This is a genomic window from Pseudomonas sp. WS 5059, from assembly GCF_012985525.1.
In the GTDB taxonomy this organism is placed as follows: Bacteria; Pseudomonadota; Gammaproteobacteria; order Pseudomonadales; family Pseudomonadaceae; genus Aquipseudomonas.
Genome location: NZ_JAAQWO010000007.1, coordinates 182,090 through 194,502, shown reverse-complemented (window position 1 = coordinate 194,502; position 12,413 = coordinate 182,090). Strand labels below are relative to the sequence as shown.

General features: G+C 63.2%; 11 protein-coding genes. 7 read left to right on the top strand and 4 right to left on the bottom strand.

What is annotated here, in order from left to right; all coding sequences use genetic code 11:
* Nucleotides 1-66: 66 nt before the first annotated feature.
* The 6 genes from pqqA (at nt 67) to HBO12_RS21365 (ending at nt 7,648) form a co-directional block, all read left to right on the top strand.
* Nucleotides 67-138, top strand: coding sequence for a pyrroloquinoline quinone precursor peptide PqqA (gene pqqA / locus HBO12_RS21390; protein ID WP_003243383.1), 72 nt, complete (start codon nt 67-69; stop codon nt 136-138).
* A 103-nt stretch (nt 139-241) separates the two neighbouring features.
* The gene (gene ercA, locus HBO12_RS21385) at nt 242-1,405 is read left to right on the top strand and encodes an alcohol dehydrogenase-like regulatory protein ErcA (RefSeq protein WP_169954417.1); all 1,164 of its coding nucleotides are present in this window, start codon (nt 242-244) and stop codon (nt 1,403-1,405) included.
* Entirely contained in the window at nt 1,389-2,780 is a 1,392-nt protein-coding gene (locus HBO12_RS21380; RefSeq protein WP_169954416.1) for an ATP-binding response regulator, read from the top strand. The genes ercA and HBO12_RS21380 overlap by 17 nt, the downstream gene beginning before the upstream one ends.
* 124 nt (nt 2,781-2,904) lie before the next feature.
* Nucleotides 2,905-4,383 carry a DASS family sodium-coupled anion symporter gene (locus HBO12_RS21375; RefSeq protein ID WP_169954415.1) on the top strand — a complete coding sequence of 493 codons (1,479 nt, stop codon included), beginning with the start codon at nt 2,905-2,907 and terminating at the stop codon, nt 4,381-4,383.
* Nucleotides 4,384-4,838: 455 nt separating this feature from the next.
* The gene (locus HBO12_RS21370; protein ID WP_170043146.1) at nt 4,839-6,500 is read left to right on the top strand and encodes an MFS transporter; all 1,662 of its coding nucleotides are present in this window, start codon (nt 4,839-4,841) and stop codon (nt 6,498-6,500) included.
* Complete coding sequence (locus tag HBO12_RS21365) at nt 6,497-7,648, top strand: HlyD family secretion protein (protein WP_170043145.1); 1,152 nt, start codon at nt 6,497-6,499, stop codon at nt 7,646-7,648. The genes HBO12_RS21370 and HBO12_RS21365 overlap by 4 nt, the downstream gene beginning before the upstream one ends.
* Nucleotides 7,649-7,691: 43 nt before the next feature.
* On the opposite strand, the gene copD is transcribed toward HBO12_RS21365, so the two are convergent.
* Together copD and copC are read right to left on the bottom strand one after the other, a co-directional pair.
* A complete protein-coding gene (copD, locus tag HBO12_RS21360; protein WP_170043144.1) occupies nt 7,692-8,549 on the bottom strand; it encodes a copper homeostasis membrane protein CopD in 858 nt (285 codons plus the stop codon).
* 3 nt (nt 8,550-8,552) lie between these two features.
* The gene (copC, locus tag HBO12_RS21355) at nt 8,553-8,918 is read right to left on the bottom strand and encodes a copper homeostasis periplasmic binding protein CopC (protein ID WP_169954411.1); all 366 of its coding nucleotides are present in this window, start codon (nt 8,916-8,918) and stop codon (nt 8,553-8,555) included.
* A gap of 115 nt (nt 8,919-9,033) precedes the next feature.
* Here copC and HBO12_RS21350 point away from each other — a divergent pair, with 115 nt between their 5' ends.
* On the top strand, nt 9,034-9,654 hold the full coding sequence (locus HBO12_RS21350) for a TetR/AcrR family transcriptional regulator (protein WP_029298440.1): 621 nt from the start codon (nt 9,034-9,036) through the stop codon (nt 9,652-9,654).
* Nucleotides 9,655-9,765: 111 nt separating this feature from the next.
* On the opposite strand, the gene preA is transcribed toward HBO12_RS21350, so the two are convergent.
* Both preA and HBO12_RS21340 read right to left on the bottom strand, forming a co-directional pair.
* Nucleotides 9,766-11,040 carry an NAD-dependent dihydropyrimidine dehydrogenase subunit PreA gene (preA, locus tag HBO12_RS21345; RefSeq protein ID WP_169954410.1) on the bottom strand — a complete coding sequence of 425 codons (1,275 nt, stop codon included), beginning with the start codon at nt 11,038-11,040 and terminating at the stop codon, nt 9,766-9,768.
* The gene (locus HBO12_RS21340; protein ID WP_170043143.1) at nt 11,041-12,408 is read right to left on the bottom strand and encodes an FAD-dependent oxidoreductase; all 1,368 of its coding nucleotides are present in this window, start codon (nt 12,406-12,408) and stop codon (nt 11,041-11,043) included.
* Nucleotides 12,409-12,413 lie beyond the last annotated feature (5 nt).

Genomic DNA, 12,413 nt, shown 5'->3' with positions numbered 1-12,413 from the left:
CCCGCCAGCCCACCCATGCATTAATGCCTGTACCGGACTTTCCCGGCATAACAAGAGGAACGCCCCATGTGGACCAAACCCGCCTACACCGACCTGCGTATCGGCTTTGAAGTGACGATGTATTTCGCCAATCGCTGAAATTTCAACGGGGATGTGGGCCACCCATTGGTCTGATTGCATTCGCCAGCGGATGCGTTAGTGTGGCCCGTATCTTCCAAAAACAATAAAAACAGGCTTACCAATGAGCCAGAGTCTCAGCCAACTGCGTAAATTCGTTTCCCCAGAAATCATCTTCGGCGCCGGTTCCCGGCACAATGTCGGCAATTACGCCAAGACCTTTGGTGCGCGCAAGGTCCTGGTGGTCAGCGACCCCGGCGTAGTGGCTGCCGGTTGGGTCGCAGATGTGGAGGCCAGCCTGCAGGCCCTGGGTATCGAGTACTGCCTGTACACCGCCGTGTCACCCAACCCGCGTGTGGAAGAAGTGATGCAGGGCGCCGAGGTCTACCGCGAGCACCATTGCGATGTGATCGTCGCCGTCGGCGGCGGCAGCCCGATGGATTGCGGCAAGGCCATTGGCATTGTGGTTGCCCATGGGCGCAGCATCCTTGAGTTCGAAGGGGTGGACACCATCCGCGTGCCCAGCCCGCCGCTGATCCTGATCCCGACCACCGCCGGCACCTCCGCCGACGTGTCGCAGTTCGTGATCATTTCCAATCAGCAGGAACGCATGAAGTTTTCCATCGTCAGCAAGGCGGTGGTGCCGGATGTGTCGCTGATCGATCCGGAAACCACCGCCAGCATGGACCCGTTTCTCTCGGCCTGTACCGGGATCGACGCGCTGGTGCATGCCATCGAGGCCTTTGTGTCTACCGGCCACGGCCCGCTGACCGACCCCCATGCGCTGGAGGCTATGCGCCTGATCAATGGCAACCTGGTGCAGATGATCGCCAACCCCAGCGATATCGCCCTGCGCGAGAAAATCATGCTCGGCAGCATGCAGGCGGGCCTGGCGTTTTCCAATGCGATCCTGGGTGCGGTGCATGCCATGTCCCACAGCCTGGGCGGTTTTCTCGATTTGCCCCATGGCCTGTGCAACGCGGTGCTGGTCGAGCATGTGGTGGCGTTCAACTACAACTCGGCGCCGGAGCGTTTCAAGGTGATTGCCGAGACTTTTGGCATCGACTGCCGGGGGCTCAACCACCGGCAGATCTGCGGGCGGTTGGTGGAGCACCTGATTGCGCTCAAGCATGCCATTGGCTTCCATGAAACCCTGGGCCTGCACGGGGTGCGGGTGGCGGATATTCCGTTCTTGTCGCAACACGCCATGCACGACCCGTGCATCCTGACCAACCCGCGCGAGTCGAGCCAGCGTGACGTCGAGGTCGTCTATGGCGAAGCTCTCTGACGATCAACAGCGGGCCCTGGCCGGGCTGCTGGGGCTGGGCGACCATTCGGCACGCAAGAGCCACTATCCCGAGCTGACGGCGCGGTTGGATGAGCTGGAGGCCGAGCGCAAACGCTATATCCGCCTCAACGATGAGCTGGAGCAAAGGGTCGCGGCACGCACCGATGAACTGCTCGACGCCAACCACAACCTGCAACAGCAGATCGCCCGGCGCGAGCGCATCGAACAGGACCTGCGCGACGCCCGCGACGCTGCCCAGGCCGCCAACCGCAGCAAGGACAAATACCTCGCGGCCGCCAGCCACGACCTGTTGCAGCCGCTCAATGCCGCGCGCTTGTTGATCTCTACCTTGCGCGAGCGAGAGCTGCCCAGCGTGGAAAAAGTCCTGGTGGAGCGTACGCACCAGGCGCTGGAAGGGGCGGAAGACCTGCTGGCGGACTTGCTGGATATTTCCCGCCTCGACCAGGCGGCGGTCAAGCCGGACATTGCCCTGTATCGCCTCGACGAACTGCTGGCGCCGCTGGTTTCGGAGTTCCAGTCGGTGGCGGCGGCGGCCGGGTTGAACCTGCGTGTGCACATGGGCCGCTATGCGCTGCGCACCGACCTGCGCCTGTTGACACGCATCCTGCGCAATTTCCTCAGCAATGCCTGCCGCTATACCGAGCAGGGTTGCATCCTGCTGGGGGCGCGGCGGCGCGGTGATCGCCTGCGCCTGGAGGTGTGGGACACCGGCCGTGGGATTGCCGCCGACAGCCTGGAGTCGATTTTCCTCGAGTTCAACCAACTGGACGTCGGCCGGGCGGCGGATCGCAAGGGCGTAGGCCTGGGCCTGGCGATTGTCGAGCGTATCGCGAAGATCCTCGGCTGCCAGGTGAGGGTGCGCTCATGGCCGGGGCGCGGCTCGATGTTCAGTATCGAGGTGCCGCTGTCCGAGGAAATACCGCTGCCCATCAGCCTCGCGCCACCCCAGGCCGGTGCCGGCAACCCATTGCCGGGGCGGCGCCTGCTGGTGCTGGATAACGAAACCAGCATCCTGGAGAGCATGCGCGCGTTGCTTGGGCAGTGGGGCTGCGAAGTGGTGACCGCCACTGATCAGGCGGGCGCGTTGGTGGCGTTGCAGGGTAGGGCGCCGGAGCTGATCCTGGCCGATTACCACCTCGATCATGGTGTGGTCGGCTGCGAGGTGGTCAAGCAGTTGCGCGAGCATTTCGACCGCAGGATCCCTGCGGTGATCATCACGGCCGACCGCACGGACCAGTGCCGGCGTTCGTTGCAGCGCCTGGAGGCGCCGTTGCTCAATAAACCGGTGAAGCCGGGCAAGCTGCGGGCGGTGTTGAGCCAGCTACTGGGTGCCGCGCCTGACACGACGGCCTGAATGTGGGAGCAGGCAAGCTGCTCCCACAGGTTTAAATCGCGTGTGCCTTGATACCTGTCAAAACCCGCCGCGACGCTTTGCCTCATGCTGCAGGCCTTGATTGTCATGGCCGACGGAGATTTCCATGAGTGCCCCCGCAACACCTGCTGTTTCTTTCAAGCTGCCCATGGGCCTGGTGATCGCCGTGCTGGTGATGATCGGCGTGCTGTTGTTGCCGTTGCCCGCCGATTTGCCGGTAGCCGGCCACCGGATGTTGGCGATCCTGGCGTTTGCCGTGGTGGTGTGGATCACCGAGGCGGTGTCCTATGAAGCCAGTGCGATCATGATCACCTCGTTGATGGCCTTTCTGCTGGGCACCGCGCCGTCCCTGCAGGACCCGACGCACCTGATCGGTTCCAGCCCCGCCATCAGCATGGCGCTTACCGGGTTTGCCAACCCGGCCCTGGCCCTGGTGGCCGGTGCGTTGTTTATCGCCGCCGCCATGACCCACACAGGCCTCGACCGGCGTATCGCCCTGGTCACCCTGACCCGGGTTGGCACCAGCACCCGCGGGATTCTGGTGGGGGCGATTGCGGTGACCATCCTGCTCAGCCTGGTAGTGCCCAGCGCCACGGCGCGCAGTGCTTGCGTAGTGCCGATCATGATGGGGGTGATCGCCGCGTTTGGCGTGGACAAACGCTCCAATATCGCCGCCGGGATCATGATCGTCGTCGCCCAGGGCACCAGCATCTGGAACGTCGGGATCCAGACCGCGGCGGCGCAGAACCTGTTGACCGTGGGCTTTATGGACAAGATGCTCGGCCAGCGCGTGTCGTGGATCGACTGGCTGATCGCCGGGGCGCCGTGGGCGTTGATCATGTCGGCGGTATTGCTGTTGCTGGTGCTCAAGTTGCTGCCTCCGGAAACCAACAGCATCCCCGGTGGCAAGGAGGCCGTGGCGCAATCTCTGGCCGATATCGGCCCGATGACCGGGCCGCAGAAGCGCCTGCTGACGGTCTCGCTATTGCTGCTGCTGGCCTGGGCCACGGAAGGGCGCCTGCACAGCTTCGATACCACCTCCACCACCTACGCCGGCCTGGTGTTCCTGCTGCTGCCGGGGATTGGGGTGATGACCTGGAAAGACGTGCAGTCGCGCATCCCCTGGGGCACGGTGATTGTGTTTGGCGTGGGCATCAGCCTCGGTACGGCGCTGCTGACCACCCAGGCCGGGCAATGGCTGGGCGCGCAGGTGGTGGGGCATACCGGCCTGGATCAACTGGGTCCGCTGGGGGTGTTTGCGATCCTTGGGGCATTCCTGATTGTGATCCACCTGGGCTTTGCCAGCGCCACTGCGTTGACCTCGGCCTTGCTGCCGATCCTGATCGCGGTGCTGCAAACCCTGCCGGGGGACTTCAGCCGGCTGGGCATGACCATGTTGCTCGGGTTTGTGGTCAGCTATGGCTTTATCCTGCCGATCAACGCCCCGCAGAACATGGTGTGCCTGGGCACCGGTACCTTTACCGCGAGGCAGTTTGCCAAGGTGGGCTTGTTGGTGACCTTGATTGGCTACCTGTTGATGCTGGTGTTCGCCGCCACCTATTGGAGCTGGCTGGGCTGGATCTAAAAGCCCCAGTGTGAGCCCGCTCCCAAAGGGGGGCTGGGCTGGGCATATAGTTTGTGTCACATCGCAAATCAAATGTGGGAGCTGGCTTGCCTGCGATGGCGGTGTGTCAGCCACTGGAAATAGCGCCTGAACTGCCGCTATCGCGGGCAAGCCCGCTCCCACAGGGGGGCTGGGCTGGGCATATAGTTTGTGCCACATCGCAAATCAAATGTGGGAGCTGGCTTGCCTGCGATGGCGGTGTGTCAGCCACTGGAAATAGCGCCTGAACCGCCGCTATCGCGGGCAAGCCCGCTCCCACAGGGGGGGCTGGGCACATAAGTTGCGTCACATCGCAAATCAAATGTGGGAGCTGGCAAGCCAGCTCCCACAAAGATGACAAGATGAACCCCGCTCAGGTCTACTACGCTCTGAGTCATGGTTTTACCGGCCTCGTGCGTCGGTCATCAAGGTCACGAATGGATAAATACACCCCGCATACCTGGCAACCCCACGAGCGTCCGAGCTTGCCGGGGTCGCCGTCGACGCCCCATCACCCCACGCTCAAACGCTGGGCCTTTGCCCTGGTTGGCGTGCTGGTGGCAATCACCGGCGGCCTGGGCAATGCACTGGTGATCGCCAACCTGCCGTATCTGCAAGGGGCATTGGGCGCGACCACCGCCGAAATGGCCTGGCTGCCCGCGGCCTATGTGATGACCAACGTGTCGATGAACCTGCTGCTGGTGAAGTTCCGCCAGCAGTTCGGCTTGCGCGCGTTTACCGAAGTGTTCCTGGTGCTCTACGCCCTGGTCACCTTTGGCCATCTGTTCGTCAATGATCTCAGCTCGGCGATTGCCGTGCGTGCGGCCCACGGCATGGTGGGTGCGGCCCTCAGTTCCCTGGGTTTGTACTACATGGTCCAGGCGTTTCCCGCAAAGTGGCGGCTCAAGGCCCTGGTCTTGGGCCTGGGCACCGCGCAACTGGCCCTGCCGATGGCACGGCTGTTTTCCGAGGACTTGCTGCAAATTGCCGAGTGGCGCGGCCTCTACCTGTTTGAACTGGGCATGGCGCTGACCTGCCTGGGCTGTGTATTCCTGCTCAAGTTGCCACCGGGCGACCGCTTCAAGACCTTTGAAAAGCTCGACTTCCTGACCTTCGCCTTGCTCGCCTCGGGGGTGGCGTTGCTCTGCGCGGTACTGTCCCTGGGGCGTATCGACTGGTGGCTGGAAGCGCCGTGGATTGGCGTCGCTTCTGCCTGTTCGCTGGTGCTGATCATGGCCGGCCTGGCCATCGAGCATAACCGCGCCAACCCGTTGCTGATGACCCGCTGGCTGGGCGGCGGGGTGATGATTCGCCTGGCCCTGGCGGTGATCCTGATCCGCATGGTGCTGTCCGAGCAGTCCACCGGCGCCGTCGGCTTTTTGCAGGCGCTGAACATGAGCAGCGAGCAGATGCGCACCTTGTACCTGGTGATGCTGCTGGGGGCGATCAGTGGCCTGGTGATCAGCGCGTTGACCATCAACCCGGCACACCTGCTGATGCCGCTGGTGATATCCCTGGCCCTGATGGCCACAGGTTCGGTGATGGACAGCTTCTCCAGCAACCTGACTCGCCCGCACAACATGTACCTGAGCCAGTTTTTGCTGGGGTTTGGCGGTACCTTCTTCCTTGGCCCGACCATGGTGCTGGGCATGCGCAATGTGCTGACCAACCCGCGCAACCTCGTGAGTTTCTCGGTGTTGTTCGGTATTTGCCAGAACCTTGGAGGGCTGATGGGGGCGGCGTTGCTCGGCACCTTCCAGATCGTGCGGGAGAAGTTCCACTCCAGCATGATTGTCGAACACCTGACATTGTTGGACCCGCGCGTAGCCGCCCGGGTGCAGAGCGGTGGCTCGGCCTATGGCTCGGTGATTGCCGACCCGGAACTGCGCAACCTGATGGGCATTCGCAGCCTGGCCACGGCGGCCACCCGTGAAGCCAATGTCATGGCCTATAACGACGTGTTCATGCTGATCGCGATCATCGCGATCCTCACCATGTCGTGGATTTTTACCCGCAGCCTGTGGCTGATGAGCACCACCAAGAAAGCTGCCGCCAGCGCAGCGCCTTCCGTTCAACCTAGCGGCGCACTTCCTTCATGAGCGAACCTACGGCTACCACCACGACCACCAATGCCATTGCTTCCACCCCGGAGGGCACCACGCCGCCCGGTGCCACGGTCACCGAACAGCGTTCGTTGGGGGTGCGTGTCATCTCGTCCCTGGGCTTTGCCGCGATTGCGATCGTCGGCGTGTTGATCGTGTTGTACGCCTGGCAATTGCCGCCTTTCAGCAGTGCCGTCGAAACCACCGAGAACGCCCTGGTGCGCGGCCAGGTAACGATCATCGGCCCGCAATTGAGCGGTTATGTGTTCGAGGTGCCGGTGCAGGATTTCCAGTACGTCAAGGCCGGGGATCTGCTGGTGCGCCTCGACGACCGCATCTACAAGCAGCGCCTGGACCAGGCCCAGGCGCAACTGGCGGTACAGCAGGCGTCCCTGGCCAACGTGGTGCAACAGCGCAACAGTGCCGAGGCGACCATCAAGTTGCGCCAGGCGGCCCTGGCCGACAGCCAGGCCCAGGCGCGCAAAAGCACCGCCGACCTGCGCCGCAACGAAGAACTGATCAGCGACGGCTCGGTATCGCGCCGCGAACTGGACGTGACCCGCGCCGCCAACGCGCAGACCATCGCCGCCGTGGCCCAGGCCCAGGCCAGCCTGGAAATCGCCCGCCAGGATCTGCAGACGGTGATCGTCAATCGCGGCTCCCTGGAAGCCGCCGTCGCCAGCGCCGAGGCCGCCGTGGAGTTGGCGCGGATCGACCTGTCGAACACCCGTGTGCTCGCACCCAGGGACGGCCAGTTGGGGCAGATCGGCGTGCGCCTGGGGGCCTACGTCAACTCCGGCGCGCAGTTGATGGCGCTGGTGCCGAACCAGCTGTGGGTGATCGCCAATATGAAAGAAACCCAGATGGACAACGTGCAGGTGGGCCAGCCGGTGACGTTCACCGTCGATGCCCTGAACCACCGCAAGTTCCACGGCACGGTGCAGCGTATCTCGCCGGCCACGGGAGCCGAGTTCAGCCTGTTGCAGGCCGATAACGCCACCGGCAACTTCGTCAAGATCGCGCAGCGGGTGCCGGTGCGGATCACGGTGGACCCGGATCAGGAACAGAGCGAACGCTTGCGGCCGGGGTTGTCGGTGGTGGTCAGTATCGACACGGCGGGGCGCTTGAAGAACAGCCCGCCCTGACCCCTGGCAGGAGCCGACTTGCCGGCTCCTGCAGAGGTTTTGTTTATGGGGTCATGAGCATCGGTGGCAGGGTGCCCAACAGCGAAACGGCCGCCACGGCCGCCGCGCCCAGCAGCCATTCCAGCAACACGCTGGCCTGCAATTGGCCCGGACGTTGCTGGCAACCCTTGATCCGTAGCCGGTTGAGCAATGCCAGGCCCAGCATGCCCGCCACCAGCAGCACCTTGATCAACAGGATCAAGGCAAACCCGCTGAACAGCGGGGTAGGCCACAATTGCCCGGTAAGCACGCGGACATTGATCAGCCCGCTGACCAGCAAACCCGCTACCAGCCCGTAACCGACACCACTGAAGCGCCGCAGGACCTCTTCCAGGTCGGTGCGCTGCGCTTGGCGCAGGATCAACACCAACAGCAGCAACCCACCGAGCCAGGCCCCGACGCAGAGCAGGTGTACCACCTGATTGAGGATCAGCAATTGGCCGTTCAGGCCACTGAGCATGGCGCCATGGCCCACCGGGGCCAGGGTTGCCAAAAGCAGCACCGTCAGTGGCAGGCGCAGGCGGCTCCAGGGCGTCAGCAAGCCCAGCACCAACAAGCCATTGAGCAGCAGGTGCGCGCTCCAGACCTGGCCGAAGAAGGTCTTGCCCAGCACCAACTGCACGGTGGCCAGGTCCAGCGCCAGCAGTTCGCTGCCGGCCATGCTGGCACTGATCAATAGCAACCACGCCACGCCGCTGCCCAGGGCCAGCCAGGCCAGTAGCGTGGTGATGTGCGCCAGTTGCCGGTCCAGTGTCGACTGGGGTTTGTTGCCCAGGAGCACGGGTCGGAACACACAAGCCCCGAACATCAGCAGCACCGCCAGAAAGTGCAGGAAACGGCACAGCACCAGGAGGGTTGCCATGGGTTATTGGCCGACCTTGAAGCTGTAGCTGCCTTCGCTCTTGTGGGTATCGACCGAGACCGCATGCCACTCCACCTTGTAAGTGCCGGCAGCCAAGGGCGCGGCAGGGGTCACCACCAGGGTTTTCTTGTCGGCGTCCGGGGTTTCCAGGCCTTTGACCGCCACTTCGGTGCCGTCCTTGCTCAGGGAAACCTTGGTGAACGTGGCTTCGACACCTTCAGAGAACACCAGGCGCAGGTCGGCGGGCGCGGCGACGGTGCTGTCGGCCGCCGGCGTGGTGTTTTTCAGGTGGGCATGGGCAAAAGCCGCCGAAGCGCCCAGCAGCGAGGCCAGCAAGGTCACCGTGGTCAGGGTTTTCTTGATCAACATCGTGCACTACCTATCAATGGGAGGAGTGGGCAGTGTACGAAGTTTCCACTCGGGCTGTCGCCCCGATCTAGAGCGGATGGTAGTCTTCAAGACATGTCGTTGTCAGGGAGCCCCTATGGGCAATCACAAGATCGGTATCCGTCGGGTCAACGTCGAAAAAATTCTGCTGGCGGCTGAGAAGGTCTTCGCCGAAAAGGGCTACGGCAGCACCGCCATGGCCGACATTGCCGAACAGGCGCAACTGCCGCGCTCCAACCTGCATTACTACTTCAGCACCAAGAGCGAGTTGTACAGCGCGGTGCTGTTCGACCTGCTGGAAGTGTGGAAGCAGGACGCCCTGTGTTTCGAGATGTTCGATGACCCGAGGGTGGTCCTCAGCAGCTACATCCGGGCGAAGATGCAGCATTCGCGCAGTCGCCCCTATGGCTCCAAAGTCTGGGCCAATGAAATCATCCACGGTGCGCCGACCCTCGGTGAAGCGTTGGATGCAAGTCTGTACGACTGGGCCAAGATGAAGGAAGCGAAAATCCGCCAGTGGGTGGAAGACAAACGCATCCTCGCGGTGGAGCCGTCGAGCCTGCTATATATGATCTGGGCCTCGACCCAGCACTATGCCGACTTTGATCATCAGGTGATGATCCTCAACGACCATCAGGCGTTGTCGGATATGCAGTTCGAACGGGCGGTGCAGACGGTGACCAGTGTGATTTTGCGGGGGATTGGCTTGGAGCCCTGAGTTTGTGGTGCGGTTGAGGGCCTCATCGCAGTCAAGCCAGCTCCCACATTTTGATTGTGTGAACCCGATCAAATGTGGGAGCTGGCTTGCCTGCCATAGCGATTTAAAAGGCTACACCGCCTCTCGGTAGGGGTTGCGTGGGTCCTGCGTCCAATTCAAAAACGGCTTGCCGGTATCCATCGGCACCATCTCGATGCAGTCCGCCACCGGGCAGGTGATCTGGCACAGGTTGCAGCCCACGCATTCGTCGTCGATCACTTGGTACACGTGGGTCCCATCGGCCTGCTTGAGGCTGGCAATGGCCTGGTGCGAGGTGTCTTCACAGGCAATATGGCAACGCCCGCAGCCAATGCAGGCGGCCTGGTCAATTTTGGCGATGACCTGGTAGTTGATGTCCAGGTATTTCCAGTCCGTGGTGTTGCCCACGGCGCGCCCGGAGAAATCCTGCAGGCTGTTGTAGCCCTGGCTGTCCATCCACCGCGACAAGCCATCCTTCATCTCGTCGACAATGCGAAAGCCATGCAGCATCGCCGCCGTGCATACCTGCACCGCGCCGCAGCCCAGGGCAATGAACTCTGCGGCATCGCGCCAGTTGCCGATGCCGCCGATCCCGCAGATCGGCAAGCCCTGGGTCTGGGGGTCACGGGCAATTTCAGCGACCATGTTCAAGGCAATCGGCTTGACCGCCGAGCCGCAGTAGCCGCCGTGGGTACTCTGGGTGCCGACGATCGGCAGGGCGACCATGCGCTCCAGATCGACGCTGGTGATGGAGTTGATGGTGTTGATCAGCGATACCGCATCGGCGCCCCCGCGATACGCGGCACGGGCGGCCACGCGAATGTCGGTGATGTTGGGCGTGAGCTTGACGATCACCGGCAGCGAACAGTAGGTCTTGCACCAGCGTGTCACCTGCTCCACATACTCCGGCACCTGGCCCACGGCCGCGCCCATGCCTCGTTCCGGCATGCCGTGGGGGCAACCGAAGTTCAGCTCGATGCCGTCGCAACCGGTGGCCTCCACCAGCGGCAGGATGTTTTTCCATGACTCTTCGACGCACGGCACCATCAGCGACACGATCAGCGCGCGGTCCGGCCAGTCCTTTTTCACCTGGGTGATTTCCCGCAGGTTGATCTCCAGGGAGCGGTCGGTAATCAGCTCGATATTGTTGATACCCAACACTTCACGGTTGGCGCCAAAGTGCGCCGAATAACGGGACGAGACGTTGACCGCCGCCGGGTCTTCGCCCAGGGTCTTCCAGACCACACCCCCCCAGCCGGCCTCGAAGGCGCGCACCACGTTGTAGGCTTTGTCGGTGGGTGGTGCGGAGGCCAGCCAGAACGGGTTGGGGGCTTTGATACCGGCGAACACAATCGATAGATCGGCCATTTACGCAGCCTCCACATTGAGCATGAGTTGAGCGTGCATGGCCTCGGCGGCCAGCTTGCCGTGTTGCACGGCCTGGACGGTGAGGTCTTGCCCGAGGCTGACGCAATCGCCACCGGCATACACGCCGGGGATGCTGGTTTGCAGCTGCGCATCGACAAAGATCCGTTCGCCCTGGCGTTGCAGTTGCTGGGCCAGTGGGTCGTGCAAGGCCTGGTCGTCGAAGCCTTGGCCGATGGCCTTGAAGATCGCATCTGCCGCCAGCTCGAAAGTTTCGCCGGTGGGGTGCAGGCGGCCGTTTTCCAGGCGCGTGCGGGCAAAGCGCATGCCGCGTACCTGGCCCTGGTCGTCCAGCAGCACAGTGTCGGGTTGGGCCCAGGTCAGCAGGCGCACCTGGTTGGCCTTGGCGATATCTTGCTCATGGCCGGTGGCGCCCATGTCGGCAAGCCCACGGCGGTAGACCAGGTTGACATCGCGCGCGCCCAGGCGGGCCATTTGCACGGCCATGTCGATGGCGGTGTTGCCGGCACCGAGCACGATGCAGCGGTCGGCCAGGGGCAGTTGGCTGAGGTCGTCGGCCTGGCGCAGTTCGCGGATGTAATCGGTGGCGGCGAGCAGGCCGGGGGCGTCCTCATGGGGCAGCCCCAGGTGTTTGCTGGCGGCCAGGCCCAGGCCGAGGAACACCGCGTCGAATTGCTGGTGCAGGTCGCTCAGGCTCAGGTTGTCACCCAGGCGCTGACCGTGGCGGATTTCGATGCCGCCGATCTGCAGGAGGAAATCCAGCTCCTTCTGGGCGAAGTCATCCACCAGTTTGTATTTGGCGATCCCGTATTCGTTGAGGCCACCGGCCTTTTCCCGGGCTTCGAAAATCACCACGTCATGCCCATGCAAGGCACTGCGATGGGCGCAGGACAAACCTGCCGGCCCGGCGCCGACCACCGCGATGCGCTTGCCGGTAGGGGCGGCGCGCTGGAACGGGTGTTGCTCGAAGTGCGCGTGGTCGATGGCATAGCGTTGCAACAGGCCGATCAGCACCGGGGCGCATTCTTCGCTGTGGTTGCGCACACAGGCCTGCTGGCAGAGGATTTCGGTCGGGCACACCCGGGCACAGCTGCCACCGAGGATGTTGGCCGAGAGAATCTTTTGCGCTGCGCCCTGGACGTTGTCGGTGTGGATGTTGCGGATGAAGGACGGAATGTCGATCTCGCTGGGGCACGCGTTGACGCACGGTGCGTCGTAGCAATACAGGCAGCGCGAGGCTTCCAGGTGCGCCTGGCGAGCGTTGAGGGGCGGTGCCAGGTCGGTGAAATGGCTGGCGAGGGTCGCCTTGTCTTCGTCGGGGTGGGGGAGGTGGTTCAGGGTCTGGATCACGGTAG

Excerpts from the sequence above, each read along its gene's own strand:
- preA (WP_169954410.1), bottom strand. The coding sequence starts at position 11,040 with ATGGCCGATCTATCGATTGTGTTCGCCGGTATCAAAGCCCCCAACCCG.
- HBO12_RS21375 (WP_169954415.1), top strand. The coding sequence starts at position 2,905 with ATGAGTGCCCCCGCAACACCTGCTGTTTCTTTCAAGCTGCCCATGGGC.
- ercA (WP_169954417.1), top strand. The coding sequence starts at position 242 with ATGAGCCAGAGTCTCAGCCAACTGCGTAAATTCGTTTCCCCAGAAATC.
- HBO12_RS21365 (WP_170043145.1), top strand. The coding sequence starts at position 6,497 with ATGAGCGAACCTACGGCTACCACCACGACCACCAATGCCATTGCTTCC.
- HBO12_RS21370 (WP_170043146.1), top strand. The coding sequence starts at position 4,839 with ATGGATAAATACACCCCGCATACCTGGCAACCCCACGAGCGTCCGAGC.
- copC (WP_169954411.1), bottom strand. The coding sequence starts at position 8,918 with ATGTTGATCAAGAAAACCCTGACCACGGTGACCTTGCTGGCCTCGCTG.
- copD (WP_170043144.1), bottom strand. The coding sequence starts at position 8,549 with ATGGCAACCCTCCTGGTGCTGTGCCGTTTCCTGCACTTTCTGGCGGTG.
- HBO12_RS21350 (WP_029298440.1), top strand. The coding sequence starts at position 9,034 with ATGGGCAATCACAAGATCGGTATCCGTCGGGTCAACGTCGAAAAAATT.
- HBO12_RS21380 (WP_169954416.1), top strand. The coding sequence starts at position 1,389 with ATGGCGAAGCTCTCTGACGATCAACAGCGGGCCCTGGCCGGGCTGCTG.